Here is a 25,770-nt window from a genome sequence, read left to right as displayed (position 1 = left end):
CAAAAATATTTTAAATGCCATTAGTAACCCCACTTTCCCCAAACCACGACGCCGAAACTAAACAATTGGCTGAATTTTTTAACGAAACACTTGGCTTTTGCCCAAACAGCGTGCTCACTATGCAGCATCGTCCAGCAATTAGCAAAGCATTTATAAATCTCAATAAAGCAGTAATGGCAAATGAAGGCAAGGTTACGTCAGCTTTAAAAAGAATGATTGCTTGGGTAAGCAGCAATGCCACGGGTTGCCGTTATTGCCAAGCACACGCCATTCGCGCTGCAGAACGTTACGGAGCGGAGCAGGAGCAATTGGACAATATTTGGGAATATAGAACTCATTCCGCTTTTTCGGAATCTGAGCGTGCTGCGCTCGATTTTTCTTTGGCCGCCAGCCAAGTACCAAATGTAGTTAATGAAGAAATTAAACAAAGACTTTACAAATACTGGAACGAAGGTGAAATCGTGGAAATGTTAGGCGTTATTTCACTCTTTGGATATTTAAACCGCTGGAATGATTCTATGGGGACTTCCATTGAAGATGGTGCGGTGGAAAGTGGCGAGCAGTATCTTGGGAAGCATGGATGGAATAAGGGGAAGCATGTTTAGTTCCCGTGGTGTATGGTGGTTGTTTTAAAAAATCAAGAACTTTTTTCTTCTTGATTTTTTAAAACTTTCCGTTGCGTTGTCTAAAAGATGGCGCTATAGAAAGTGGGGAGCAATATCTTGGAAAGCATGGGTGGAATAAAGGGAAACATATATAAAGAAAAAAATTAGCGAGAATTTTCTTGGATATGAAATTCATAAAAGCTAGAACCTAATGAATGATCGAACTTTATACTAACGAGAGATCCATTATAATGAGGATAATTTTCTCTAGGTCTAAAACCTTGTAAGTTACTAATTTCGATTGCCATATACCTGTCTTCTTCGAAATCATATACTTGCAGATCTGTGGTGCCATAATTATCTCCGAGGCTATATAATCTGTGTTCGTTCATAAACCTTGGTTCATTTGCAAATGAATACATTTCTCTATTAGCTGTATTAATAACAAGATAACCTTCTCCTTCATAATATTGCTTATTTATTAAAATGAAGTCTTTGTATGAGCCAACAAACTTATATGCCCCAGAACTCTTCGTATCTGGAGAAATATAATTCATTACAATAATCTCTTCCTTTTGGTTTTTTGAGTGGAATAAATAACAGCCATCATTTTTGTAGAAAATATCTGGGAACCTTTTTTGAACTGCTTTTTCTAATGAATCACTATTTTCTGTTTTATGGAATTTTATAAAGTCTTCGGCGTTTCGTTTTTCAAAATCACTTTTGTTTGTTTTTTGAAGGTATACTTTAAAACCATCTAACTGTGCAACTCCATATAATAAGCCTGGTGGGCATTCAGAATTTTCAATAATACCTTTTTCATTTAATTCTTCGGAAACGCGAATTGTTTCCTTTTTTTCAGCATCAGATTTCTTGCATCCAGAAAAAGCAATTAAAATCATTAATACTAAAAGCTCTCTCATTCGTTATTTTTTTCAATAGATTTTTCTCATTTCTTACCCGCAACAACAACCACAATCTCACCTTTTGGCGGTTTGTTTTCAAAATGCTTTAAAACTTCTTCCGCAGAACCCCGAACGGTTTCTTCATGTAGCTTCGTGATTTCTCGCGAAACGGAAATTTGTCTTTCTGCTCCAAAAAATTCAACAAATTGGGCGAGTGTTTTAAGCAGCTTATGCGGTGATTCATAAAAAATAACTGTGCGAGTTTCTTCGGCTAAAAGTTCGAGTCGGGTTTGTCTTCCTTTTTTAACGGGGAGAAAGCCTTCAAAAATAAATTTATCATTTGGAAATCCGCTGTTTACCAATGCTGGAACGAAAGCGGTGGCACCGGGAAGGCAATCTACTTCAATACCAGCTTCCACACAGGCGCGAGTCAATAAAAATCCAGGATCGCTAATGGCTGGAGTTCCGGCATCGCTAATTAGCGCAATGTTTTCACCGCTTTGAATTCTTTTTACAATGCCTTCCACCGTTTTATGCTCGTTGTGCATGTGGTGGGAGTGCATTTGAGTACCGATTTCAAAATGCTTCAGAAGTTTTCCGCTGTTTCGGGTGTCTTCGGCTAGGATGAGATTTACATCTTTCAGTACTTCTATAGCGCGAAAGGTCATATCTTTTAAATTGCCGATGGGCGTGGGCACCAAATAGAGTTTTGCCATAGTTTAAGGGCGAACTGTTTTCCCAAAGAAATAGGAAGTTAGCAATAATACAATTCCCACTAAGGGTAAGGTAATTCCAGGATCACTGATGTTATAATGCGCAAAGCACGCAAGTGTCATATCAAAAAAAAGTCCGGCGTAGGCCCATTCCATTACCCATTTCGGTTTTCGCAATAAGATAAAAACGATTGCTAAAATTTTTGCAAGGGCCATCGGAATTACTAAATAGGATGGATATTGATAATCCTGATAGTAGCCTTCAATTACCGCGGTGTCTGTTAAATACATAAATGCCGAATACAGAAACAGGGCGCTGATTAGTCCTGTGGCTATCCAATAGATGATTTTTTGGGCTGCCATAAATGCGGGTTTAGTTGAAACTTTTTTCTATAATGTGCATAAACCGCTCAGAATATTCTTCTTTGTTTAGCCAATAGTTATAATCTGGCTTCACTTTGCCCTTTATAAAACTTTGGGCTTCTTCATAATTTTCCATGGTGTTTATCTGTGAAAGCACGCGGGTATAATCTTCGGCCTGTCCTTCAAAAAGATGTTTTATGAATGCCAAGCGGTCGTTTAGCCCAATGTTCAATCCTTTGTTTATTGAATCATTCAAAGATCTGGCGCGAGATTCGGTCATTGTTTTACTGGCCTCTTTTCCTTCAATGGATTTTGGGAAAAGCTCTAGGGTTTTACGCTCAAATTCGGGCATTTGCTGATAGTTTGAAGCAAATTCTTCTAAATCGTTTTTCGTGTATTTTACAGATTGTTTTTCTTCAATCTGGGGGCGAACTGTTTCTTGATTTTTAGGAAGCATTTCGTCCAGCAATTCATCAATGCGTTCACTTTCTTCTGGCATTTGCGCCACAATATCTTTTATTTTTTCCATTAGGGGCTCAATAAGATCTTCTTTATGATCGGGCTGTGGCACGGGTTCGGGCTCCGTAAACCAATTTTCTTCCCTAAAACTTTTTGAGTCTAAAGATTCTACATTAGGTTCTCGTGAATCATCTCCAACTTGATTTTCAAGATATTCAAGAATGGCCAATTTTTCATATAATTCGCTCACCAACCTCTTTATGGAAGCGGTTTTAAAAGTTTTCTCTTCATCAATCAATTGCTGTGCCAGCACTATTACCTGCTCGCGGATTTTCTTCTTCATATCTTTTTAAATTAAACTGAATTTCTATTTTGTTTTTATAAATTTACGCATCCTTTATGTAAACGTCAACTATTTTTGTTTTCTTGTTTAAATCCATAATTTTTAATGGTTTCAAGCAATCTTCAAGTTGAATATTCTTTTGGAAATATTATTGATGCCTAATGTTTCGCGTAAAATTAAACTATGTTTCTTGAAAATACCGTAAATCAGAAAGAACAATTTGGCTGGATTGAAGTTATCTGCGGTTCTATGTTTTCAGGAAAGACCGAAGAACTTATCAGGAGGTTGAAACGTGCCCAATTTGCCCGTCAGAAAGTAGAAATTTTCACACCTTCAATAGACACGCGATATGCTGAAGATGCTGTAACCAGCCACGACAGTAATAAGATTCGTTCTACGCCTGTTCCGGCTGCAGCAAATATTCCAATCCTAGCAGATAATTGTGATGTAGTTGGTATTGATGAAGCTCAATTTTTTGATGACGAAATCGTAAAAGTGTGTAATGACCTCGCCAATCGGGGCGTACGTGTAATTGTTGCAGGGCTCGATATGGACTATAAAGGAAACCCATTTGGCCCCATGCCGGCTTTAATGGCAACTGCTGAATATGTTACCAAAGTACATGCAGTTTGTACCCGTACTGGAAATCTAGCTCATTACAGTTATCGAAAAGCAAAAAGTGAAGCCTTGGTTTTGCTCGGGGAAACCGAAGAATATGAGCCTTTGAGCCGTGCGGCTTTTTATAAAGCACAACTTCGGGATAAAGTAGTAAAACTGGAAGTGAAGGATGCCGAAGAAATTAATGAGAACAAATCTTCCGAAAAAACTGGAAAACAAGCATAATATGCCCAAAGCCAAAGAAACATTATTGGAGATAGACCTTAATGCACTTGACGATAATTACAGATACCTTACTTCAAAATTAAAACCTGAAACTAAAGTTCTTGCCGTTGTGAAAGCCTTTGCCTACGGAAGCGATTCTGTAGTTGTTGCAAAGGAGCTTGTGGAACTGGGCGTTGATTACTTTTCAGTTGCCTATGCCAACGAGGGCACAACACTAAGAAATGCAAAGATTGAAACCCCGATTTTAGTACTGCATCCTCTTCCCGTTAATTTTGAAGAGATTGTGGATCGGTGCATGGAACCAAGCATTTATTCACGGAAAATTTTGGAAGAATTTATAGCTTTTGCGGAAGAAAAAAAGCAGACCAATTATCCAATTCATCTAAAATTCAATACAGGTTTAAATCGTTTGGGTTTTGTTGAGGAAGATATTTCATGGATTGCCGAAATACTGTCCAAAAGCCAAAGTATAAAAGTAAAATCAGTTTTTTCGCATCTTGCTGCGAGTGAAGATTTAAATCTTAGAGAATTCACTCTCGGTCAGATTGAAACATTCCGAAAAATTTCCGAAAAATTAATATCCAAACTTGGCTACAAACCTTTGCTCCATTGTGCAAACACTTCTGGCATTATCAATTATCCCGAAGCACATTTTGATATGGTTAGAACAGGAATTGGTCTTTATGGCTTTGGAAACGATAAAGAAGAAAACAAACATTTAAAACCTATCGGAACTTTAAAAACGATTATTTCACAAATTCACACCGTTCAAAAAGGGGAAAGTGTGGGCTACAACCGTGGATTTATTGCTGAAAAAATAACTCGTTCGGCTACGCTTTCTATTGGGCATGCAGACGGTATTCCACGTTCCTACGGCAAAGGCAAGGGTTGGGTCACTATTAATGATGAAAAGGCCCCTATTCTTGGAAATGTATGTATGGATATGATTATGGTTGATGTAACTAATATAAATTGTGAAGAAGGAGATGAAGCAATTATTTTTGGGCCTTCCACAACTGCTGAAGAGCTATCTGCTGCCATCAATTCTATTTCCTATGAATTGATAACTGCAATTTCACAAAGAGTGAAGCGAGTAGTGCTGAGAAAGTAAATTTATCAAACAAATTTTTTTAGAAATGAATTCTTTTTAACTAAATTAGTGGCTATTAACAACTAAACCAATCAATATGTTAAAAGATTTCAGAGATTTTATTATGACCGGTAATGTGGTCGATTTGGCTGTTGCCGTAATTCTGGCTGGAGCTGTAGGGCTTGTTGTTACAGGATTTACAAATGATATAATCATGCCAATAGTGGGGCATTTTACTGGCGGAATGGATTTTGCCGACCTTAAATATGTGCTTGATCCTGCTGTAATTGGTCCAGACGGTGAAGTGGCCAAACCTGAAAACGCTATAATGTGGGGAAAATGGATCAATGCACTCATTAACCTTATAATTGTAGGTTTTGTATTGTTCTTGATTGTAAAAGCATATGCTAAAGTAAGAGCAAAGAAAGAAGCAGCACCCGCGCCAGATCCGGGACCATCAGAAGTAGATTTGTTGATGGAAATTCGCGATGAACTTCGAAAAAAATAATTTTCAGCCACCGCTGCATTACATATTTTAACCTTAAACCCTCTAAAGCTTTACGCGATGGAGGGTTCTTTTTTACGTTATATTCAGAAAAAATAACATGCTATAAACTACTTTTGCGTAAAATTCAATAACAATGAAATTAGCTTTAATCGGTGCAACAGGAATGGTTGGTGAAGTAATGTTGAAAGTTTTACAAGAACGCAACTTCCCTATTGACGAATTACTTTTGGTAGCTTCGGAAAAATCTGTTGGAAAAGAGATAACTTTTAAAGGGAAAACTTATAAAGTAATAGGATTAAAGGAAGCTGTTGCGGCAAGGCCCAATATTGCGCTTTTTTCAGCTGGCGGGAACATATCTTTAGAATGGGCTCCAAAATTCGCTGAGGTTGGAACAACGGTAATAGACAACTCTTCTGCTTGGCGTATGGAACCTGACAAAAAGCTTATAGTTCCCGAAATTAATGCGAATTTGTTAAACAAGGATGATAAAATAATAGCTAACCCAAATTGCTCAACAATACAATTGGTGATGGCTCTGGCGCCGCTTCATAAAAAATACAAAATGAAGCGCGTTGTTGTTTCCACTTATCAATCGGTTTCAGGTACTGGTTTAAAAGCTGTCCAACAAATGGAGAACGAAATGGCTGGTATAAAAGGCGAAATGGCATATCCATATCCAATCCACAAAAACGCATTACCGCATTGTGATGTTTTTGAGGATAACGGATATACTAAAGAAGAAATGAAATTAGCGCGCGAGCCTCAAAAAATATTGAATGACCGTACTTTTTCAGTTACTGCTACAGCAGTAAGAATTCCTACGGCGGGAGGCCATAGCGAGGCAGTAAATGTGCAATTTGAAAATGATTTTGAATTGAGTGATATTCGAAAAATATTGCACGAAACCCCAGGAATAATAGTGCAAGACAATCCCGATACAAACACATATCCAATGCCAATATATGCCCACGATAAAGATGATGTGTTTGTTGGAAGAATTCGTCGGGATGAAACGCAACCTAACACATTAAATATGTGGATAGTTAGTGATAATCTTCGCAAAGGCGCTGCAACCAATGCCGTTCAAATTGCAGAATACTTGGTAAACAACAAACTGGTATAGATTTTTAAGATAAAAATTACAAATACTTTTAAAATTTTGTTAAAAAAACGCACTTTTAATCAAGGTGCGTTTTTTATTTTTCAGTACCTTTAAACATTAACCCTTAAACGTAAAGCCTATGAATTCAACTTTTACTAAAATCCTGAGGATCTTTTTAGGCTTAGGATTACTCTTTTTTGGACTGAGTAAGATGATTAATTTCAACTTTATGCCAACGCATATTTATACAGGAGATGCGGCTATTTTTATTGACTCACTCAGTAACACGGGCTATATTTTAAAAGTTATTGGAACTTTTGAAATCTTTGTTGGTTTGCTGTTGCTTATTAATAAATGGGTTCCTTTTGCTTTGCTTTTATTAGCACCCATTACATTAAATGTTTTGCTATTCCATCTATTTATGGATACTCCTGGCCTTTTTGTGGCTTTAGTTGTAGTGGTTTTGAATATCGTATTAATATATAAACATTGGAAAGTATACAGACCATTATTTCACTGAAAATCAGTGTTCCAGTTAAAGAAAAAGGCTGCCAAATGGGAGCCTTTTTTTTTGCGTAATATTTTGATTAAAGAGAAAAGCATTACATTTACAATTCTTAAAAATTAAATTCCATGAAATTTTCAATCGTATCTGTAATCGTGGTGCTTTCTATGTTTATTGGGAATGCACAGTCTAAAAAAGAAGTAATTCCAGTGACCTATCCTCAAACAAAAAAAATAAATACTGTGGACACCTATTTTGGTGTTGAAGTGAAAGACCCATACCGTTGGTTGGAAGATGATCGCAGTGCAGAAACCGCAGCTTGGGTAAAAGATGAAAACGAAGTAACCTTTGGTTATTTGGAAAAAATACCTTTTCGTGAAGATTTGAGAAAACGTCTTTCCGATCTTTGGAATTATGAAAAAGTTAGCGCGCCATTTCACGAAGGAAATTTTACCTATTTCTATAAAAATGACGGACTGCAAAACCAATACGCTATTTACCGTTACAAAACTGGCGAAGACCCAAAAACAGCTGAAGTATTTTTAGATCCAAATACATTTAAAGAGGATGGAACCATTTCTTTGGGAGAAACAAGTTTTTCAAAAGATGGCAGCAAACTGGCTTATAGTATTTCAGAAGGCGGTAGCGATTGGCGTAAGGTACTCGTGATGAATACTGAAACAAAAAAGTTGGTAGGCGATACCTTGAAAGATATTAAATTCAGCGGTCTTTCTTGGAAAGCCGAAGAAGGATTTTACTATTCTAGCTATGACAAGCCCGAGGGCAGCGAACTTTCTGCAAAGACCGATCAACACAAAGTTTATTACCATAAAATGGGAACGCCGCAAAGTGACGATAAATTGATTTTTGGCGCAACACCCAACGAGAAACACCGCTATATTGGCGCTAATGTAACCGAAGACAATAATTATTTAATCATAAGGGCCAGTACTTCTACTTCCGGAAATAAACTTTTCATAAAAGATCTTACAAAGAAAGATAGCAAGTTTATAACCATTTTGGATAATACCGATACAGACACTTATATAATTGAAAACGTAGGTTCCAAACTGTACATTGTTACCAATAGGAATGCGCCAAATAAAAAAATTGTAACAGTTGATGCCAAGAACCCAACTCCAAATAATTGGAAGGAATTTCTACCTGAAACTGAAAATGTACTTTCGCCTAGCACAGGGGGTGGTTATATTTTTGCGAACTATATGGTAGATGCAGTTTCCAAGGTAATGCAATATGATTATAATGGTAAACTAATTCGTGAAATCAAGCTACCAGGAGTAGGTTCTGCAGGTGGTTTTGGAACAAAGAAGGAAGAGAAGGAACTTTACTATTCCTTTACTAATTATGTAACGCCTGGAAGTATTTATAAATTTGACATTGCAAATGGCAATTCAGAATTATTTATTAAACCTAAAATAGATTTTAATCCAGAGAATTACGAAAGCAATCAGGTTTTCTATCCTTCAAAGGATGGAACAAAAATCCCTATGATTATCACCCATAAAAAGGGGCTAAAAATGGACGGTAAAAATCCAACGATTCTTTACGGTTATGGTGGATTCAACATCAGTCTTACACCCAGTTTCAGCATTGCAAATGCTGTATGGATGGAGCAAGGCGGGATTTATGCAGTACCCAATCTTCGAGGTGGCGGTGAATATGGTAAGAAATGGCACGATGCCGGAACACAGATGAAAAAACAAAACGTATTTGACGATTTTATTGCAGCGGGAGAATATTTAATTAAAAACAATTATACTTCCCACGACTATCTCGCCATTCGCGGAGGTTCAAACGGGGGTTTGCTAGTGGGCGCAACAATGACCCAACGTCCCGATTTAATGAAAGTAGCACTTCCAGCTGTTGGGGTATTGGATATGTTGCGTTACCACACATTTACCGCTGGAGCTGGTTGGGCTTATGATTATGGAACTTCGGAAGACAGCAAGGAAATGTTTGAATATTTAAAAGGGTATTCACCATTGCATAATATTAAAGAAGGAGCTGAATATCCTGCAACTTTGGTTACCACTGGCGATCACGATGACAGGGTTGTACCCGCGCATAGTTTTAAATTTGCTGCCGAACTTCAGGCCAAGCAAACTGGAAATAACCCCGTTTTAATCCGTATTGAAACTGATGCTGGTCACGGAGCTGGAACTCCCGTGAGCAAAACCATTGAGCAATATGCCGATATTTTTGGATTTACCCTCTTCAATATGGGTTTTAAAGAATTGCCTGTAAAAATATAAAAATGGAAAAAAGCCCCGTCATAAATAACGGGGCTTTTTCTAATCTAACTTTTCAGTTAATTTTTTAAAAGTTTTTCTGGGGTCCTTATTTTCATATAGAATTTCGTAGACACTATCAATTATTGGAGTTTTAGCCTTTTTCTTTCCTTTTTGTTGATTTAGAAAATAGGCGCTTTTGGTTGCATAGTAGCCTTCCGCAACCATACTCATTTCCAGTTGAGCGCTTTTCACTGTGTAGCCTTTCCCAATCATTGTTCCAAATAATCTGTTTCGGCTAAAAACGGAATAACCCGTAACTAACAAATCACCCAAATAAGCAGAATCATTGATATCGCGCTTCATTTTGTGGACTTTTTTCACGTATTTTTTCATCTCACGGATGGCATTGCTCATCAGCACACTTTGAAAATTATCACCATAACCAAGCCCGTGCGCAATACCGGCGGCAACGGCGTAAATGTTTTTCAGCATTGCGGCATATTCGGTTCCGAGAACATCGTCGCTAATGGTGCATTTAATATAATCACTGCTTAAAACCTCTGCAATCATTTTTGCCTTTTCAGCGTCTGCGCTTGCAATGGTAAGATATGAAAGCCTTTCCAAGGCTACTTCCTCTGCGTGGCAGGGACCAGAAATAACGCCAATGTTATTAAAAGGAACTTTGTAAAAAGTATTAAAATGGTCGCCAACAATCAGGCTGGTTTCTGGAACGATTCCTTTAATTGCTGAAAAAATAATTTTGTCCTCCAAAGAAACGGTTAATTTTTCGAGCTCTTGATGAAGGAAGGCTGAAGGAATTGCAAAGATAAGACAGTCAGCGTTTGAAACGGTTTCATTTATATCGTTGCTGAGTTTTAATTGCTTTAAATTGAATTCTACAGAACTTAAATAGTTGGGATTGTGTCCGTGTTTTTTTATAAAATCCAAGGAGCTTTTACTACGCATATACCAACCCACTTCATCCAGGTTTTCGCAAAGCATTTTTACAATTGCCGTGGCCCAGCTTCCACCGCCGATGACCGCAAATTTTGGTTTTTCTGACATTGGTTTAATTGATAAATTCATCTGTAAAAAATATTTTATAAACGGAAGATGGAATGCTCAGATTCTACATCTTCAGTTGGTTTGCTTATTATTAATTAGCATTTCAAAAGTACACAATTCTAGTGTTTCCAAAACATTTAACAGTAGCTTAAGAATGGCTATACAATGTTTTCTTCTTTTATGACGTTATTGGGTTTGATTATTGAAGTAGAATTTCCAAATTTTTTTTGGAATTATTTTAATGATTTTGGTTGGTTATTTAGTTAAGGCCGCTCCCCAAGTGCTAGTTTGGTGGGGCGGTTTTTTACTTATAAAAATTCATCTCATCCAAATACTTCCAAACCTCAGCTGAAAGCATAGGCCGTATGTTTTTTCCAGATTTTATTCCTTTGCGAATAAAAGTTGAAGAAAGCTCGATAATAGGGGCTCCCACTTTTTTTATTTTTTCGTGATTGTCAAATTGTGTTTCCACATTCCCTTCGGAAATTCTTGGATAAACGTAAATTGAATATCTTTCTAAAATAACCTCATAGTTTTTCCATTTGTGAAGACTTTTCAAGTTATCCTCACCCATAATTAAGCAAAAATTCTTTTTAAGGTGCTTTTCTTCCAAATAGGTTAATGTATTTACCGTATAATTTGGCTGAGGTAAATCAAATTCTACATTGCTGGCCTGCAGTTTAGGATAGTTTTCCACTGCAATGCGAACCATCGCTAGCCGATGATGGTCTTCTAAAAGTGTTTTTTTCTTTTTATGTGGATTATGTGGCGTAACCACAAACCATACTTCATCCAAATCGCTGAACTCCACCATGTGGTTGGCAATAATCAAGTGACCAATGTGAATTGGGTTGAAGGTGCCAAAATAGAGTCCTATTTTTTTTGAAGATTTCAAATCTAGATATGATTTTTTATTCTTTTATAAAACCTTCCACTAAATCGTGGGCTTCGTTTAAAGCAGTTTCCAAATCGTGGTTTTTAATGATGTAATCAAACTGCGGTGCCGTAGCCAGCTCAACTGAAGCTTTTGCTATGCGCATATTGATACGCTCGTCGCTTTCGGTTTTACGCTTTTTCAAACGAATTTTTAGTTCGTCAATGCTCGGGGGTTTTACAAAAACAGCTAAGGTTCTTTCGGGATATTTCTTTTTAATGCGAAGTCCACCAACAACGTCAATATCAAAAATCACGTTTTTTCCGTGGCTCCAAATACGTTCCACCTCACTTTTTAGAGTTCCGTAAAAATTATCGCGATACACCTCTTCCCACTCCAAAAAATCATCGTTTTTTATGTGTTGCTTAAAATCTTTGAGTGAAATGAAATAATAATTTTCGCCGTGCTTTTCATCGCCACGGGCTTCCCGAGAAGTACAGGAAACCGAAAATTCTAAATTCAAGTCTTCTTGTTTTAACAAATGTTGTACAATGGTTGTTTTCCCACTTCCGGAAGGCGCCGAAAACACTATCAATTTTCCTCCTTCCATCTATAAAACATTTAGGGCTTGTTCCTTAATTTTTTCAAGCTCGTCCTTCATTTGTACTACCACTTGTTGCATAGGTGCATAATTTGCTTTGCTACCAATGGTATTTATTTCACGGCCTATTTCCTGTGTTATGAAACCCAGTTTTTTACCGTTGGAATCGTGTGATTTTAATGCTTCTTCAAAATATTCCAAATGGTTTTTAAGACGAACTTTTTCTTCGGTAATGTCGTATTTTTCCAGGTAATAAATCAATTCCTGCTCAAAACGGTTCTCGTCTACCTTTTCTTGTAAATCTGAAACAGCTTTTCTAAGTCTTTCCTTTACCGCATCTACACGCTCGGGATCTATAGCGATAACATCTTCTAATAATTTTGAAATGGTTTTAGCGCGTTCCCAAAAGTCGTTCTCTAATACTAAACCTTCGTCTGTTCTGTATTTGTTGATAGCTTCCAGGGCTTTTTCGATTCCTTTTAAAATTACTTCATATTCTTTTTCGTCAATTTCTTCGCGTTCGGTTTTTAAAGCATCGGGCATACGTACCGCCATTTTTAATAGCTCCACGGGATCTGCGTTTACAACATTTGCCATCTGCTTCATGTATTGTTTAACAACGCTTTCGTTTAGTTTGGTTGTAACTTCTTCACCCGTAACTTCAATATAAAGTGAAAAATCTACTTTCCCCCGTTGTAATGATTTTGCTAGCAAATCGCGGATTTCGAGTTCTTTTTCACGATAGGTAGATGGAACGCGCGTATTTAGGTCTAGCCCTTTACTGTTTAGTGATTTTATTTCAATGGTAATGGTTTTGGATGGCAATTGAACAACTTCTTTGCCGTAGCCCGTCATGGATTGAATCATATTCCTGTTTTATTGAAGGGCAAAGGTAAGAAAATTAGGCGGGAGGTAGTGGAGTGATGTAGGCGGGTTTTAAAAGGAAATTATTCTTTAAGAAATTGCACAACTCGTTCTTCACTGTAATAAAGTTTATTGGTTTGGTGATAACCCACATGGCCACCATATTTTGGTATTTCTAAATAGAGGTTTTTCATTTTTGATGCCAATGCTATTGGATAACAATCTGAAGAAAGGAAGCTGTCATTTTCGGCATTCAAAATATAGACTGGAATTTCAATATTCGGAAGAAATTGTAAACTACTGTTCTTTTCGTAATAGTCAAAAGCATCCTTAAATCCGTGCGCTGGTGCAGTATAAACATTGTCGAATTGTAATAGCGAGGTAATTTTTTTATAATCTGAAGGGTTCATTTTTTCAGGAAAATCCTTCATTTTGGATTTGTATTTTTTCCGAAGATTTATCAAAAAGGAATTTCGATATACCCAATTGGAAAATTCATTCAGGGATTCCAAAGAACCTTTTAAACTCAAGGGAGTTGAAATGGCGACGGCTCTTTTAATTTCCTTCGGAAAAGATTCGCGTTCGCCCAAATATTTCAAAAGTAAGTTTCCTCCAAGGCTGAAACCCATCAAAACAATTTCACTGTATTTATTCTTTTTAAGAATCGAATTGATAACCGCTTCCAAATCGTCCGTTTTTCCCGCGTTGTATGATTGATAGGAAATATTTGCCTCCCCGCTACAGCCCCTAAAATTTACCGCAGCAGCATCCCAGCCATTTTGGTTTAAAATCTTTGCTTGGCCTTTCATATAGGTCCGTTGGGCGTTTCCTTCCAAACCGTGGAGCAGGATTGTTACTTTTTGTGTTGGCGTTTTAGAAAAAGACCAATCGATATCCATAAAATCGCCATCGAACAATTGTATGCGTTCGCGTTCTTGGATTAAAGATGGCGAAGGACGAAGTTTGGCAGAATAAATAGTGGAGAAGTGTCCGTTTTTAAAAGGGAATGTAGGTTTGTAATTGCTTTTAATGAGCGACATTTTCTAAATAGAATTTTAACACAAACTAAACATATTTACTATGCTTGCATAACAAAAGTACTTTAAATTTGTAGAAAAATTATAAGATGTATACAAAACAATTTGAAATACGCTGGAGCGATGTAGATGCCAACCGTCATTTGCGCAATAGCGCCTATATAGACTACATGAGTCATACCCGGATGAGTTTTTTGATGGAATGTGGGATGGATCAGTTTCATTTATCAGAGTATAATTTGGGTCCGGTGGCATTTTATGAGCATATGTATTATTTCAAGGAATTTTTTCCTGGAAAACCAGTTACTGTTTCGCTTCAATTGAAGGGCTTATCGGAAGGTGGAATGTATTTTGAATTTCTTCATAATTTTTATGATGAAAACGGAAAAAACTGCGCTCGTTGTGAAATGATGGGAGGGTGGATTGATTTGAAAAAAAGAACACTTGTAGACCTTCCGAAGGAGTTTTATGATAAATTCGATTCATTGGAAAAGACGGATGACTTCAGAATTCTTACTAAAGAAAACACCCGAAAGTATAGCCAACGGCCAATAGATCTTTAATTTGAAAATTTACGGGCACGTTTTATCGTGGAAAGGTAAACACCCAAAAATATTAAAACCGCGGCGCCTATTCGTAAAGTAGTGAGGCTGTCCGCGCCAACTATTACAGCAAAAATCACCGCAATTACGGGCTGCAAATAAATAAATGCGCCAATAGTGGATGGACTTAATTGTTTCAGAGCGTAAATATTTAGAAGATAAGTCATAACTGTAGTACATAGAACCACAAAGCCTAGTTTCCAAAGATCCTCGAAGGGAAGACTGGCCCAGGCTACTTCAGTAAATTCTGAAATACCAATTGGCAGATTTATTAGGAAAGCAAACAGAAAGAGAAATTTCATTAAAGTAATGGAACTGTATTTAGGCACTAACGGTTTCACTAAAATTAAGTAAATAGAATAAGAGGTTGCGTTTATTATAAAGAGAAGGTTTCCGAGAGGAATATTTGGAGCATTAGGCTGTTCCTTCAATCCAAAGAGAATTAAAACCAACGCTCCGCCTAGTCCTAAAAATATGCCTAGTGTTTTCACCCAGGTTATCCTCTCTTTTAAAATAAAGGCAGAAAGCACTAATAATAAAACTGGTGAAACTGTGATAATAACCGAACTGTTGATAGGGGTGGAAAGGCTGAGACCTTTAAAAAAGGCAAGCATATTCAAAACCATTCCGAAAAAAGCACAGATTACAAATCGAAACCAATCACGGCGTTCCACTTTTTCTGAAGGGAAGAAAAGACTTAAAATCCAAAAAATCACTGCAGCACCAGAAACGCGAAGTAATATAAAACCAAACGGCTTGATTACATCTGGCATTAACCCTTTGGCAATTGTGTGGTTTATGCCATAAATAGTGCTGGCAGTAGTTGCTGCCAAAAGCGCAAAAATGCGTTGGTTGGTCAATTGCTATAAATAGATTTTTTAGCAGCCGCAACAGTCTTTGGGCTACTGCCGATAAAAATTTTGTCGTTGTTTACTATTATGGGGCGCTTTAAAAAAGTGTAATGCTCCAAGATGAGGCCTTTATAATCTTCATCCAAAAGGTTTTCATCTTTTAAACTTCGTTCTTGATAAAGCTTTGCTCTTCGGCTGAAAAGCTCCTCATAACTATCAGTGAGGTTGAAAAGTTCATCCAATTCTTCTTCAGTGATGCCCTGTACTTTTATATCTTGTTTTATGAATGAGGAAGGAATTTCTATTTCGTCCATCACTCGTTTACAGGTATCACAACTTGATAAATAATATACTTTTTGCATACTCCAAAATTAATCAATACTTAAGAAAGGCTCTGCTTCTTTTATGTCTATTTTTAATTCAATTGGTCCATCGGCATAACTTGCGATATCGTATTGGTTATAAACAAAAATAAGACTGTCCTGAGTGAAACCAACGCTTTCGGGAAGATAGAATTTATCATTTTCAAACCAAAAGCCGTTATCATTAATGGATTGCTCTTTCGCTATTTTTTGTTGCAATCTAAATTTCTTTTCAGCAAATGCGATGAATTCTTTATTGTTTTTAAAAAGTTTTTTTGAGGTAAGTTCTTCCCCCGTTGTGGGGTCAATGTTCAAAAATGAAGTAGTACCATAACCGTGTGCGCCTCCAGTAAAAAGATATTGACGCATTTCAAAACACAAGTGTTCTTTTGAAGAATAAATTTCATTCACAGAGATTTCAGCGAAATATTCCCCAGCCATATCGGTGAATTGGGCTTTATCTGCATTATAAGCTTCAATAAAACCAGTTGCAGCTTCTTGAATAGTTTTGGCGGTGGGGATAGTATCTTCACCCATCAAAAGGGAAGAGAAGATAAAGTTTTTTATTTTGTTGTTTATTTTTTCTGAAACTTCATCATCGCCAAAAACTTCCACATAATTGATAGTTACTTCGGGGCACTTGCTATTTTTACAAATCTTTAGTTCCTTTTCAGTAAAACTTTCAGAAGAAATTTCAATATTTTTTTCTTGGTTGCAGCCTACGCTTATAAGCGCAATCAAAGCCACGACCGTAATTTTGTTAGTCATAAGTCAAAAGGAATAGCTAGTTAGGTATCACAAATGAAACTCTTACATTTGTATTTCAAAAGTAATAACTTTAAAATCAGGTATTGTGAAAGTTATATTAAAACCTAAAATATAGTTTTAATAGTGCTCCATTATCATTTTATAATTTATAGTATTCAAATGAAATTCAACACGAAAACAATACATGGAGGCCAACATAATATAGATCCAGCTTATGGTTCTGTAATGCCGCCAATCTACCAAACTTCAACCTATTCACAAACTACCCCCGGCGGCCATAAAGGTTTTGAATATTCCAGAAGTGGAAACCCAACGCGGGCTGCTTTAGAACGCGCTTTCGCCAGTATTGAAAATGGAGAGTTTGGTCTTGCCTTCGGAAGCGGTCTTGCGGCAATTGATGCGGTTATGAAACTTTTGAAGCCCGGCGATGAAGTAATTTCAACCAATGATCTTTACGGCGGAACTTATCGTTTGTTCACAAAGATTTTTGAAGGATTCGGTATAAAGTTTCATTTCATCGGGATGGAAAGTGCCGATAAAATTGAAGATTACGTAAATGATAAAACCAAACTCATTTGGGTGGAAACTCCAACCAACCCAATGATGAACATCATAGACATTAAACAGGCGGCTTTAATTGCAAAAAAACACAAAGTTCTACTTGCGGTTGACAACACTTTTGCAACACCCTATTTGCAACAACCATTGGAAATGGGTGCAGATATAGTGATGCACAGCGCCACAAAATATCTTGGTGGACATAGTGATGTGGTGATGGGTGCGTTAGTTGTGAAAGATAAAAATCTTGCAGATAGACTTTATTTTATCCAAAACGCAAGTGGTGCAGTTTGTGGGCCACAGGACAGTTTTCTTGTTTTGAGAGGTTTGAAAACACTTCACATTCGGATGCAGCGCCATTGTGAAAATGGGAAAGTAGTTGCAGAGTATTTGGCAAAGCATCCGAAAATTGAAAAAGTATATTGGCCCGGTTTTGAAAGTCATCCAAATCATAAAATTGCGAAGGATCAAATGAAGGATTTTGGCGGAATGATTTCATTTGTAACCGAAGGGAACAATTATGAAGATGCCATAAAAATAGTGGAAAATCTAAAAATCTTCACCTTGGCGGAAAGCTTGGGCGGTGTTGAAAGTCTCGCCGGGCATCCCGCTAGTATGACGCATGCAAGCATTCCAAAAGAGGAACGTGAAAAAACCGGGATTGTGGATTCGTTGATCCGTCTTTCTGTAGGTATTGAAGATGTGGACGATTTGATTGCAGATTTGGAGCAGGCAATAGGTTAATTCAAATTTATTAATAGAAAATAAAAAGGGTCTGAATTTAAAAAATCAGACCCTTTTTTTAATGCAGTATTTTTTTAATCGATATAATAAATATAGCCAATATTCAACCAATAAATCCATTCATTGGCTTTGTTTTCAGGTACTGGTGTTGTTCCGTTGTTATCAAGGCTTGGGCTAAGTCCATCCACATAATCAGAAAAATAATACTCCCAACGGCTATCCAGCATAAGATCGCTCAAAGGCGTTAGTTTATAACGAATTCCGACACTACCAACAACAGCCCAAGTAGAACCTGGATCCTGTTGAAAGGAATTAAAATATTTATCGGGGGTAGTTATAGGACTATTTAATGGACCCAAAGATGATTCAACTTCAGGATCAAAATTTACATAGTGTACACCAAAGCTTATAAAAGGTGCAATCTTATAAGCACCTGCAGCAAAATCGCGGATGCTCAACGGAAAATATTCAAGTTGGGAACCAATTTCAAAAACGCTAACCGAACCACTCATGGCACGAAGCTGGTCTGCAAACAGTGAAGTTTGATCAGGATCTACCCAACGACCATAATGTGCTAAACTTGTTTTGTGGTAATCTATTTCATTACGCACTTTAAAGTGGTCATTGAAATATTTATCGCGGGTATAACAGTTACAGTCCGCACGATAGGAAAAGTTGAGATAATGAATAAGCCCAATACCAAAACCTGTGTTCTTGCCATTTGTTTCAAAGTTGTTACGTTGCCCAAAATCTGAATAGAAAACAACAGGACCTGTAATTAAACCCACTTCGTGAGAAAAGCCAAATTGACTGTAAGCTTCTTGTTTCGAAAATACCAACAAGAAAAATACCAATAGCAAAAATCTGGTATTCATTATAATTTGGGTTTAGATTGAGACATAGCAAATATATAAAAACATGTTTAACAGTGAAATTAATAATGCTATTTAGCTAATTTGTAAAAAATTGACGCACAGTTTTTATCATAACGCTTATATTTGTGCCTTCCTTATGTGAATAGTTTATTTAAAATAGTTTTTTTTATTAAATCCTTAAAAAGGAAATTTGATAAAATGCTATTAAACAAACAGATATCAACGGAATTCGCTAAAAGTAAAATAAAAATTTAAACAATGAAGCAAAGTATAAAAGATTTCATTTTTGAAGTTGAAAAACTCAATCCCAATGAACCTGAATTTCTGCAGGCAGTAACGGAAGTTGCTGAAACCGTTATCCCGTTTATTGAAGAGAACGAAAAGTATGCAAACAAAAAATTGTTGGAAAGAATGGTGGAACCTGAACGCACCATCCTTTTCCGTGTGCCGTGGACAGATGATAAAGGTGAAATACATGTAAACAAAGGATATAGAATTGAATTTAATTCAGCAATCGGACCCTATAAAGGAGGTTTGCGTTTTCACCCTTCCGTAAACCTTAGTATTCTTAAGTTTTTAGGATTTGAACAAACATTCAAAAACAGCTTGACCACACTCCCTATGGGTGGTGGTAAAGGGGGAGCAAACTTTGAACCAAAAGGCAAAAGCGATGCTGAAATTATGCGTTTCTGTCAAAGTTTTATGACAGAACTTTCAAGACATATTGGTCCAGACACTGACGTTCCAGCAGGAGATATTGGAGTTGGTGGCCGCGAGATTGGTTTTATGTTTGGTCAATATAAGCGTATCCGTAATGAATTTACGGGAGTGCTTACCGGTAAAGGTCGTTCATATGGCGGTTCTCTTATACGTCCAGAAGCTACTGGATATGGAAACGTTTATTTTGCAAAAAACATGCTAGCAACTAAAGGTGAAAGTTTCAAAGGAAAAACCGTAGTGGTTTCTGGTTCAGGTAACGTTGCACAATATGCTGCTGAAAAAGCAATTGAATTTGGTGGAAAAGTTGTTACTTTTTCAGATTCTGCTGGATATATTTTTGATTCGGAAGGCATCAACGAAGAGAAACTAGCGTTCGTAATGGATTTAAAAAACGAAAAGCGCGGCCGAATTTCAGAATACACTAAGAAATATCCAAACGCAAAATATGTTGACGGAAAACGCCCTTGGGAGGTAAAATGTGATATTGCATTGCCTTGTGCAACCCAAAACGAACTTAATGGCGAAGAAGCACAAATGCTTTTAAATAACGGATGTATTTGTGTAGGCGAAGGGGCTAATATGCCTTGTACGCCAGAAGCAATTGAAGCATTCCAAAAAGCAAAGATTTTATTCTCTCCTGGAAAAGCATCAAATGCCGGTGGGGTTGCAACTTCTGGTTTGGAAATGTCCCAAAACTCATTGCGTTTAAGTTGGACTGCTGCCGAAGTGGATGAAAAACTTCACGGTATTATGAATGATATTCACGCCGCCTGCGTTCAATACGGAAAAGATAGTGATGGATATGTAGATTACGTAAAAGGTGCAAATATTGCAGGTTTCGTTAAAGTAGCCGAAGCAATGTTGGCGCAAGGGGTGGTATAATTACTCCAAATCCAAAATAGAGCAAAAGCCTTTCTGAATATCTTTGTTCAAATAAAAAGATATGGAAAGGCTTTTTTGATTCATATACCGCAATAAATACTATTTTAGCGTGTTAATAAACAAAACCAGTTACTCTATGAAGCGGTGGGCCATTGCTTTCTTATTGATAGTTCCTTTTCTGACAAACGCCCAGAATTTTGAAAAAAGCTGGACGGGCCATTTCTCTTATGTTTCTGTTAAAGATATATCTCAGGGAGACAACAAAATTTTTGTGGGGGCTGAAAATGCAGTGTTTACTTACGATCTTTCAACAAACGTAACCAAAACCCTATCAACTGTTAATGGTTTGTCTGGAGATTTTATTTCCAGCATCCATTACAGTGAAGCTTTTGGACTGTTACTAATTGGCTATGAAAATGGGCTGATAGAAATTGCAAAAAATGGAGAGGAAAACATTCTGAAAGTAGTTGATATTCTTGACAAACAGACTATTCCCCCAGACAGAAAACGCATCAATAATTTCAACGAATATGACGGGAAAGTATACATTTCCACACAATATGGCATATCAGTTTATGATCTTGCAGCGTTGGAGTTTGGAGACACATATTTTATTGGTGATGGAGGCAGCCAAATAGACATTGTGCAGACCATCGTGCAAGAACCTTATATTTTTGCTGCCAGTTCTTCTAATGGAATGCGAAGGGCATTTGTGGCAGATGACAATTTAATTGATTACCAAAACTGGACAACAATTATAACGGGTGGGTTTAGAGCAGCTGAAAAATTGGGAAATGAATTATACGCTTCAAATCTATCTAACTCAATTTTACGCTTTACTCCACAAGGTATTACTAGTGTAGTAACTAATTTTAGTTCTGAAGTACTTAAATTTAGGTTAGCGGATAACCTATTGACTATTACTACAAAAAACTCTATTCAAGCTTATTCAGAAGGTTTTGTGCAGGAAGCAGTAGTAAACAATGTGCTCAATTATGATATTGATCTTCTTTCGGGTTATAGTTTCGAAAACAATTTCTATTTAGGTACAGTAGAAGACGGACTTTTAATTGTTCCTTTTGGAACTATGCAAGCTACGCAAGTTTTACCCAATGGCCCTATTAGGAACAAACCATTTGCACTTGATGCAACGCCGGGACAACTTTGGGTGACTTTTGGGGAAACAACTAGAGATTTTGACCCTAACCCTTATTCTCGTTTTGGGGTAAGCCATCTTAAGGATACCCTTTGGACAAACATTTCTTACGAAGATTTGAGCACAGCTGTAAATGGCGAACCAACAGATTTGATAAAAGCAACAATCAATCCCCAAGCTCCCAATGAAGTCTTTATGAGTTCTTTTCAAAAAGGATTGTTGAAAATTGTGGATGAAGTTCCTACAATACTTTATGATGAAACTAATAGCCCCTTAGATAGAATCAGTATTCCTGTGCCTGGTGGAGGAACGGGCGATGCCGGTATTAGACTATATGGTTCGCAATTCGATAACCAAGGAAATCTCTGGTTCCTTCAAAGTAAAACGGATGAGGGACTAATAAAATTGACGCCTAGTGGGCAGTTTCAAAAAACAGACATTTCAGCTATATTTAATCCTGTGGCTGATTTGGCTTTAACTAAATTAGCGCTCAGTCGTGAAAATTATATTTTTTTCGGAACATATGGCAACGGATTAATAGGGTATAATGCTACTACAGATACATTCAATAAAATAGGGGCTAATGAGGGCAATTTGCCGACGGATAATGTGAGGGCTCTAGCTTTTGATAGTCAAAATAGACTTTGGATAGGAACTTTAAGAGGGCTTAGAGTGTTATATAGTCCCGGCAGTTTTTTTGAACAAGGAGCATCACCACAATCACAAGCGATTATTATACTTGAGGATAATGTGCCACAAGAACTTTTATATGAACAATCAATAACCGATATTACCGTAGATGGCTCTAATAATAAATGGGTTGCAACATCAGCTTCTGGTGTTTTCTACTTATCTCCAAATGGGCAAGAAACATTGCTCAGGTTCACAAAAGATAATTCGCCATTACCTACCAACAACGTTCAGGATATTGCCATAGATCCATTTACAGGAGTAGTTTATTTTGCAACAACACAGGGGCTAGTAGCCTATAAAGGAACCGCAACTGCACCAAGCGATAATCTTGAAAATGTTCATGCGTTTCCTAATCCTGTAAGACCTGGGTTTAATGGCAATGTTACTATTGATGGGCTTACGTCTCAGGCCAATGTAAAAATAACTGATATTACTGGAAATCTTGTTTTTGAAGAAACTTCTGAAGGAGGTAGCGTACTGTGGGATACCACAGCTTTTGGAAGGTATAAAGTTCGCTCAGGGGTTTACTTAGTTCTCGTAACCACAGAAGATAATGCGGAAACCAAAGTTTCTAAAATTATGATCATCCGCTGATGGTTGTTGCTACCAAAGCCATTGTGTTTTCAGCAATAAAATATTCCGAAGCAGACCTTATTGTAAGTTGTTTTACAGAAGTTGCAGGAATTAAAAGCTATTTATTGCGCAATATTCTAAAATCAAAGAAAGGCAAACTAAAAGCCTCCTATTTTCAACCCCTCACTCAACTAGAAATAATTGCAGAACATAAAAATAAGGGCACTCTTGAATATATCAAGGAAGCTAAAGTTTTTCAACCTTACCAAACACTTCATACAGATATAATAAAATCTGGATTAGTTATGTTTTTGTCTGAAATGCTAAGAAACTGTATCCGCGAGGAAGAAGCCAATACGGAGCTTTACGGTTTTTTGGAAAACTCTTTATTGTGGCTAGATCAAAATGATGAGGTCGCCAATTTTCATATTTTTTTCTTATTGCAGTTAAGTATGTATCTGGGTTTTTATCCCGATGCCACAAATATCGAAGCCAAATATTTCAATATAATGGAGGGGAACTTTCAAGCTGTAAATACAAATAACTATTGTTTAGAAGGCCAGCAAATAGAAAATTTTAAAAATTTCTTCACAGTAGATTTTGAATTTATAAACAAAATAAAACTTTCAAAAAACGAACGCCAAAACCTGTTGGAACTGGTGTTATCTTATTACAGTTTTCACGTACAAGGTTATCAAAAACCAAAATCACTTGCGGTGCTAAACCAATTATTTTCTTAAATCAATAAGGAAGGTTAAAGATTAAGTTGCAAATGCTCGTAAACACTATTACCAAGTTGTTTTTTACCGATCGTCTCAAACCCCAACGCCGAATATAATTTTTTGGCGCTGGGGTTTTTTAAATCTACTAACAACCCCAGTTTTCGGTGACCTTCTTTTTGAGCACGCTCTTTAATGGCACCTAAAAGCTTACTGCCAATTCCTTTTCCCTGATGTTTTGGGTAAACGCTCAAGGTATCTATATAGAGTTCACCTTTTAAGGTTTCGTCTTCAATTACCAGATTCTTTACGTTGTAATTAATTGCTATATATTCTAAAAAGGGTTCACGATAAGTGGAAAGCAAAGCTCCATCATACGCTATTATTGAGCCTGCAATTTTTCCATTCTCCTCATAGACTAATGTGTTTTCAAAACTGTACTGATTGGCACGCTGCTGAAAAAAATATTCAAACAGTGGAAACGTTTTTTGAGGATCCTTTGTATTTGCAAATGTACACGCCAAGTCTTCCATCGCCTGTACAATGAGTGGAGCAACTTGCTTAAAATCTTCAGGACGGGCGGTACGAATATTTCTAATTACATCGGGTTTCATAATTATAAATTTATGAAAAGAGAAATGTTTTGGAAGCATCTCCAATTTTACTCTTTAAAAGTATAACAGTTTTTTAAGACAGACTCTTGTTGTAAAATAATATATTTCCTTTAAAAGAATAATATTATGCAAAAAGAAGAAAAAACAGAACTAGTTACAATTAATCCAACTACAGGAAAAGAGATTAAAAAATACCCAATTATGACAGATAAAGAGGCTGATGAAGCCGTGGAAAAATGTCATAAAGCTTTTATGGACTGGCGCATGGTTTCATCTAAAGAAAGAGCCAAAATAATTAAAGCAATTGGAAAGGAGCTAAAGGAAAATTCTGATGAACTTTCAAAATTGATGACCGATGAAATGGGAAAATTGCTAAAACAGAGCAAACAGGAAATTGATCTTTGTGCAGGAATCTGTGATTGGACGGCAACAAACGGACCAGAGAGTTTAAAAGACGAAGAACGCGAACTCCCCGGTGGAGGAAAGGGATTGGTCACTTATTCTCCAACAGGGGTAATTTATGGTATTCAACCATGGAATTTCCCTGTATATCAAGTAATTCGTTATTCCATTGCCAACTTAATGGCGGGAAATGGGATTCTTCTAAAACACGCTGAAAACGTTACGGGTTCAGCTTTAATGCTAAAAAAAATATATGAAAAGGCAGGACTTCCTAAAAACCTTTTTACCGTACTTAAAATATCACACAAACAGAGCGATGAAATTATAAAGCACAAATTGGTGCGCGGTGTTACCCTTACCGGAAGCCCTGGAGCAGGAAGAGATATTGCAAAAAAATCTGGAGCTGCGTTAAAGAAAACCGTTATGGAGTTGGGAAGCAATGACGCATACATTGTTTTGGAAGATGCAGATTTAAATCTAGCCGTTAAAATGTGCGTGCAAGGAAGAACTTACAACAATGGAGAAACCTGCGTTGCGGCAAAACGTTTTGTGGTGGTTGATAAAGTTTACGATGCATTTAAAGAAGCGTTTGTAGAACAGATGAAGAAAATGAAACATGGTGACCCAACGGATAAAGATTCAAAAATTGGTCCGATGGCGCGTGAAGATCTTCGCGAAACACTTCACGAGCAGGTGGAAAAAAGTGTGAAGAAAGGCGCAAAAATTCTGTGTGGTGGCGAAATGCCGAAAGGGAAAGGTTTTTTCTATCCAGCAACCGTTCTTGAAAATGTAAAACCAGGTCAGCCTGCTTATGATGATGAACTTTTTGGACCAGTTGCATCATTGATTAAAGCGAAGGATACTGAGGATGCTATGCGAATTGCCAACGATAGTAAATACGGCCTTGGTGGTGGAATTTTTTCAAAAGATGAAGAAAAAGCAATGGAACTGGCCAGCAAACATTTTGATACGGGAATGGTCTTTATAAATAGCTTTGGTCTTGCGCAACCAAACATGCCTTTTGGCGGAGTGAAAGATTCTGGTTATGGTCGTGAGCATGGTGGCTTTGGAATGAAGGAATTCGTAAATACAAAAGCTATTATGCGTCTTAAAGGCTAATCA

General features: G+C 37.0%; 27 protein-coding genes. 13 read left to right on the top strand and 14 right to left on the bottom strand.

What is annotated here, in order from left to right; all coding sequences use genetic code 11:
- The first annotated feature begins 14 nt into the window (after nucleotides 1-14).
- A complete protein-coding gene (locus tag AEQU1_RS01745; protein WP_111878297.1) occupies nucleotides 15-605 on the top strand; it encodes a carboxymuconolactone decarboxylase family protein in 591 nt (196 codons plus the stop codon).
- Nucleotides 606-769: 164 nt separating this feature from the next.
- On the opposite strand, the gene AEQU1_RS01740 is transcribed toward AEQU1_RS01745, so the two are convergent.
- The 4 genes from AEQU1_RS01740 to AEQU1_RS01725 are packed head-to-tail and all read right to left on the bottom strand — an operon-like array spanning nucleotide 770 to nucleotide 3,388.
- Nucleotides 770-1,528, bottom strand: coding sequence for a hypothetical protein (locus AEQU1_RS01740; RefSeq protein ID WP_146743702.1), 759 nt, complete (start codon nucleotides 1,526-1,528; stop codon nucleotides 770-772).
- Between the two features lie 26 nt (nucleotides 1,529-1,554).
- Nucleotides 1,555-2,226 carry a 16S rRNA (cytidine(1402)-2'-O)-methyltransferase gene (rsmI, locus tag AEQU1_RS01735; RefSeq protein WP_111878294.1) on the bottom strand — a complete coding sequence of 224 codons (672 nt, stop codon included), beginning with the start codon at nucleotides 2,224-2,226 and terminating at the stop codon, nucleotides 1,555-1,557.
- Between the two features lie 3 nt (nucleotides 2,227-2,229).
- Nucleotides 2,230-2,586, bottom strand: a complete 357-nt coding sequence (locus AEQU1_RS01730) for a DoxX family protein (RefSeq protein ID WP_111878292.1) — start codon at nucleotides 2,584-2,586, stop codon at nucleotides 2,230-2,232.
- Nucleotides 2,587-2,596: 10 nt separating this feature from the next.
- Nucleotides 2,597-3,388 (bottom strand): hypothetical protein, encoded by a 792-nt coding sequence (locus tag AEQU1_RS01725; protein ID WP_111878291.1) that lies wholly within the window; start codon nucleotides 3,386-3,388, stop codon nucleotides 2,597-2,599.
- 183 nt (nucleotides 3,389-3,571) lie between these two features.
- Here AEQU1_RS01725 and AEQU1_RS01720 point away from each other — a divergent pair, with 183 nt between their 5' ends.
- From AEQU1_RS01720 to AEQU1_RS01695, 6 genes are all read left to right on the top strand, one after another.
- Nucleotides 3,572-4,231, top strand: a complete 660-nt coding sequence (locus tag AEQU1_RS01720; protein ID WP_111878289.1) for a thymidine kinase — start codon at nucleotides 3,572-3,574, stop codon at nucleotides 4,229-4,231.
- A 1-nt stretch (nucleotide 4,232) separates the two neighbouring features.
- Complete coding sequence (gene alr, locus AEQU1_RS01715) at nucleotides 4,233-5,342, top strand: alanine racemase (protein ID WP_111879023.1); 1,110 nt, start codon at nucleotides 4,233-4,235, stop codon at nucleotides 5,340-5,342.
- 76 nt (nucleotides 5,343-5,418) lie between these two features.
- A complete protein-coding gene (gene mscL / locus AEQU1_RS01710; RefSeq protein WP_111878288.1) occupies nucleotides 5,419-5,829 on the top strand; it encodes a large conductance mechanosensitive channel protein MscL in 411 nt (136 codons plus the stop codon).
- A 133-nt stretch (nucleotides 5,830-5,962) separates the two neighbouring features.
- Nucleotides 5,963-6,952, top strand: a complete 990-nt coding sequence (locus AEQU1_RS01705) for an aspartate-semialdehyde dehydrogenase (RefSeq protein ID WP_111878286.1) — start codon at nucleotides 5,963-5,965, stop codon at nucleotides 6,950-6,952.
- A 118-nt stretch (nucleotides 6,953-7,070) separates the two neighbouring features.
- The gene (locus AEQU1_RS01700; protein WP_111878284.1) at nucleotides 7,071-7,451 is read left to right on the top strand and encodes a DoxX family membrane protein; all 381 of its coding nucleotides are present in this window, start codon (nucleotides 7,071-7,073) and stop codon (nucleotides 7,449-7,451) included.
- Between the two features lie 152 nt (nucleotides 7,452-7,603).
- Complete coding sequence (locus tag AEQU1_RS01695; protein WP_408730892.1) at nucleotides 7,604-9,709, top strand: prolyl oligopeptidase family serine peptidase; 2,106 nt, start codon at nucleotides 7,604-7,606, stop codon at nucleotides 9,707-9,709.
- A gap of 39 nt (nucleotides 9,710-9,748) precedes the next feature.
- Here the strand turns inward: AEQU1_RS01695 and AEQU1_RS01690 are convergent, their stop codons facing one another.
- The 5 genes from AEQU1_RS01690 to AEQU1_RS01670 all read right to left on the bottom strand — a co-directional run bounded on the left by AEQU1_RS01690 (nucleotide 9,749) and on the right by AEQU1_RS01670 (nucleotide 14,132).
- On the bottom strand, nucleotides 9,749-10,753 hold the full coding sequence (locus AEQU1_RS01690; RefSeq protein WP_111878282.1) for an NAD(P)H-dependent glycerol-3-phosphate dehydrogenase: 1,005 nt from the start codon (nucleotides 10,751-10,753) through the stop codon (nucleotides 9,749-9,751).
- Between the two features lie 304 nt (nucleotides 10,754-11,057).
- Nucleotides 11,058-11,648 (bottom strand): nicotinate (nicotinamide) nucleotide adenylyltransferase, encoded by a 591-nt coding sequence (gene nadD, locus AEQU1_RS01685; protein ID WP_111878280.1) that lies wholly within the window; start codon nucleotides 11,646-11,648, stop codon nucleotides 11,058-11,060.
- A gap of 16 nt (nucleotides 11,649-11,664) precedes the next feature.
- Nucleotides 11,665-12,237 carry a guanylate kinase gene (gmk, locus tag AEQU1_RS01680; protein WP_111878278.1) on the bottom strand — a complete coding sequence of 191 codons (573 nt, stop codon included), beginning with the start codon at nucleotides 12,235-12,237 and terminating at the stop codon, nucleotides 11,665-11,667.
- Nucleotides 12,238-13,095, bottom strand: a complete 858-nt coding sequence (locus AEQU1_RS01675) for a YicC/YloC family endoribonuclease (protein ID WP_111878277.1) — start codon at nucleotides 13,093-13,095, stop codon at nucleotides 12,238-12,240.
- 80 nt (nucleotides 13,096-13,175) lie between these two features.
- On the bottom strand, nucleotides 13,176-14,132 hold the full coding sequence (locus AEQU1_RS01670) for a YheT family hydrolase (protein WP_111878275.1): 957 nt from the start codon (nucleotides 14,130-14,132) through the stop codon (nucleotides 13,176-13,178).
- An 86-nt stretch (nucleotides 14,133-14,218) separates the two neighbouring features.
- On the opposite strand from AEQU1_RS01670, the gene AEQU1_RS01665 reads away from it, so the two are divergent.
- Nucleotides 14,219-14,692: a thioesterase family protein gene (locus tag AEQU1_RS01665; protein ID WP_111878273.1), complete on the top strand. Its 474-nt coding sequence runs from the start codon at nucleotides 14,219-14,221 to the stop codon at nucleotides 14,690-14,692.
- On the opposite strand, the gene AEQU1_RS01660 is transcribed toward AEQU1_RS01665, so the two are convergent.
- From AEQU1_RS01660 to AEQU1_RS01650, 3 genes are read right to left on the bottom strand one after another with little or no spacing between them, the layout of a single operon-like run.
- Complete coding sequence (locus tag AEQU1_RS01660) at nucleotides 14,689-15,591, bottom strand: DMT family transporter (RefSeq protein WP_111878272.1); 903 nt, start codon at nucleotides 15,589-15,591, stop codon at nucleotides 14,689-14,691. The two genes, AEQU1_RS01665 and AEQU1_RS01660, sit on opposite strands and share 4 nt — an antisense overlap.
- Entirely contained in the window at nucleotides 15,588-15,944 is a 357-nt protein-coding gene (locus tag AEQU1_RS01655; RefSeq protein WP_111878270.1) for an arsenate reductase family protein, read from the bottom strand. The genes AEQU1_RS01660 and AEQU1_RS01655 overlap by 4 nt, the downstream gene beginning before the upstream one ends.
- A gap of 9 nt (nucleotides 15,945-15,953) precedes the next feature.
- A complete protein-coding gene (locus tag AEQU1_RS01650; RefSeq protein ID WP_111878269.1) occupies nucleotides 15,954-16,712 on the bottom strand; it encodes a DUF3298 and DUF4163 domain-containing protein in 759 nt (252 codons plus the stop codon).
- A 159-nt stretch (nucleotides 16,713-16,871) separates the two neighbouring features.
- On the opposite strand from AEQU1_RS01650, the gene AEQU1_RS01645 reads away from it, so the two are divergent.
- Entirely contained in the window at nucleotides 16,872-18,014 is a 1,143-nt protein-coding gene (locus AEQU1_RS01645) for a cystathionine gamma-synthase (protein ID WP_111878267.1), read from the top strand.
- A gap of 74 nt (nucleotides 18,015-18,088) precedes the next feature.
- On the opposite strand, the gene AEQU1_RS01640 is transcribed toward AEQU1_RS01645, so the two are convergent.
- Entirely contained in the window at nucleotides 18,089-18,889 is an 801-nt protein-coding gene (locus AEQU1_RS01640; protein ID WP_111878265.1) for a THC0290_0291 family protein, read from the bottom strand.
- A gap of 258 nt (nucleotides 18,890-19,147) precedes the next feature.
- Here AEQU1_RS01640 and gdhA point away from each other — a divergent pair, with 258 nt between their 5' ends.
- The 3 genes from gdhA (at nucleotide 19,148) to recO (ending at nucleotide 23,653) form a co-directional block, all read left to right on the top strand.
- Nucleotides 19,148-20,491, top strand: coding sequence for an NADP-specific glutamate dehydrogenase (gene gdhA / locus AEQU1_RS01635; RefSeq protein WP_111878264.1), 1,344 nt, complete (start codon nucleotides 19,148-19,150; stop codon nucleotides 20,489-20,491).
- 136 nt (nucleotides 20,492-20,627) lie between these two features.
- Nucleotides 20,628-22,934, top strand: coding sequence for a two-component regulator propeller domain-containing protein (locus tag AEQU1_RS01630; protein ID WP_111878262.1), 2,307 nt, complete (start codon nucleotides 20,628-20,630; stop codon nucleotides 22,932-22,934).
- Entirely contained in the window at nucleotides 22,934-23,653 is a 720-nt protein-coding gene (recO, locus tag AEQU1_RS01625) for a DNA repair protein RecO (protein ID WP_111878260.1), read from the top strand. The genes AEQU1_RS01630 and recO overlap by 1 nt, the downstream gene beginning before the upstream one ends.
- A 14-nt stretch (nucleotides 23,654-23,667) precedes the next feature.
- Here the strand turns inward: recO and AEQU1_RS01620 are convergent, their stop codons facing one another.
- A complete protein-coding gene (locus AEQU1_RS01620; RefSeq protein ID WP_181566683.1) occupies nucleotides 23,668-24,246 on the bottom strand; it encodes a GNAT family N-acetyltransferase in 579 nt (192 codons plus the stop codon).
- Between the two features lie 126 nt (nucleotides 24,247-24,372).
- Here AEQU1_RS01620 and AEQU1_RS01615 point away from each other — a divergent pair, with 126 nt between their 5' ends.
- Nucleotides 24,373-25,767, top strand: coding sequence for an NAD-dependent succinate-semialdehyde dehydrogenase (locus AEQU1_RS01615; protein ID WP_111878257.1), 1,395 nt, complete (start codon nucleotides 24,373-24,375; stop codon nucleotides 25,765-25,767).
- Nucleotides 25,768-25,770: the final 3 nt, after the last annotated feature.

This window comes from Aequorivita sp. CIP111184 (assembly GCF_900489465.1).
GTDB lineage: Bacteria > Bacteroidota > Bacteroidia > Flavobacteriales > Flavobacteriaceae > Aequorivita.
The sequence above is the reverse complement of the archived record's forward strand: the minus strand, read 5'-3'. Positions and strand labels throughout refer to the sequence as shown.

Bases quoted from the DNA above. Each gene is read 5' to 3' on its own strand.
- AEQU1_RS01725 (WP_111878291.1), bottom strand. From the start codon at position 3,388: ATGAAGAAGAAAATCCGCGAGCAGGTAATAGTGCTGGCACAGCAATTG.
- gmk (WP_111878278.1), bottom strand. From the start codon at position 12,237: ATGGAAGGAGGAAAATTGATAGTGTTTTCGGCGCCTTCCGGAAGTGGG.
- mscL (WP_111878288.1), top strand. From the start codon at position 5,419: ATGTTAAAAGATTTCAGAGATTTTATTATGACCGGTAATGTGGTCGAT.
- AEQU1_RS01620 (WP_181566683.1), bottom strand. From the start codon at position 24,246: ATGAAACCCGATGTAATTAGAAATATTCGTACCGCCCGTCCTGAAGAT.
- gdhA (WP_111878264.1), top strand. From the start codon at position 19,148: ATGAAGCAAAGTATAAAAGATTTCATTTTTGAAGTTGAAAAACTCAAT.
- AEQU1_RS01650 (WP_111878269.1), bottom strand. From the start codon at position 16,712: ATGACTAACAAAATTACGGTCGTGGCTTTGATTGCGCTTATAAGCGTA.
- alr (WP_111879023.1), top strand. From the start codon at position 4,233: ATGCCCAAAGCCAAAGAAACATTATTGGAGATAGACCTTAATGCACTT.
- AEQU1_RS01630 (WP_111878262.1), top strand. From the start codon at position 20,628: ATGAAGCGGTGGGCCATTGCTTTCTTATTGATAGTTCCTTTTCTGACA.
- AEQU1_RS01615 (WP_111878257.1), top strand. From the start codon at position 24,373: ATGCAAAAAGAAGAAAAAACAGAACTAGTTACAATTAATCCAACTACA.
- AEQU1_RS01655 (WP_111878270.1), bottom strand. From the start codon at position 15,944: ATGCAAAAAGTATATTATTTATCAAGTTGTGATACCTGTAAACGAGTG.
- AEQU1_RS01700 (WP_111878284.1), top strand. From the start codon at position 7,071: ATGAATTCAACTTTTACTAAAATCCTGAGGATCTTTTTAGGCTTAGGA.
- AEQU1_RS01690 (WP_111878282.1), bottom strand. From the start codon at position 10,753: ATGTCAGAAAAACCAAAATTTGCGGTCATCGGCGGTGGAAGCTGGGCC.
- AEQU1_RS01670 (WP_111878275.1), bottom strand. From the start codon at position 14,132: ATGTCGCTCATTAAAAGCAATTACAAACCTACATTCCCTTTTAAAAAC.
- AEQU1_RS01705 (WP_111878286.1), top strand. From the start codon at position 5,963: ATGAAATTAGCTTTAATCGGTGCAACAGGAATGGTTGGTGAAGTAATG.
- AEQU1_RS01640 (WP_111878265.1), bottom strand. From the start codon at position 18,889: ATGAATACCAGATTTTTGCTATTGGTATTTTTCTTGTTGGTATTTTCG.
- AEQU1_RS01720 (WP_111878289.1), top strand. From the start codon at position 3,572: ATGTTTCTTGAAAATACCGTAAATCAGAAAGAACAATTTGGCTGGATT.
- AEQU1_RS01695 (WP_408730892.1), top strand. From the start codon at position 7,604: ATGTTTATTGGGAATGCACAGTCTAAAAAAGAAGTAATTCCAGTGACC.
- rsmI (WP_111878294.1), bottom strand. From the start codon at position 2,226: ATGGCAAAACTCTATTTGGTGCCCACGCCCATCGGCAATTTAAAAGAT.
- AEQU1_RS01730 (WP_111878292.1), bottom strand. From the start codon at position 2,586: ATGGCAGCCCAAAAAATCATCTATTGGATAGCCACAGGACTAATCAGC.
- AEQU1_RS01675 (WP_111878277.1), bottom strand. From the start codon at position 13,095: ATGATTCAATCCATGACGGGCTACGGCAAAGAAGTTGTTCAATTGCCA.
- recO (WP_111878260.1), top strand. From the start codon at position 22,934: ATGGTTGTTGCTACCAAAGCCATTGTGTTTTCAGCAATAAAATATTCC.
- AEQU1_RS01740 (WP_146743702.1), bottom strand. From the start codon at position 1,528: ATGAGAGAGCTTTTAGTATTAATGATTTTAATTGCTTTTTCTGGATGC.
- AEQU1_RS01645 (WP_111878267.1), top strand. From the start codon at position 16,872: ATGAAATTCAACACGAAAACAATACATGGAGGCCAACATAATATAGAT.
- AEQU1_RS01745 (WP_111878297.1), top strand. From the start codon at position 15: ATGCCATTAGTAACCCCACTTTCCCCAAACCACGACGCCGAAACTAAA.
- AEQU1_RS01665 (WP_111878273.1), top strand. From the start codon at position 14,219: ATGTATACAAAACAATTTGAAATACGCTGGAGCGATGTAGATGCCAAC.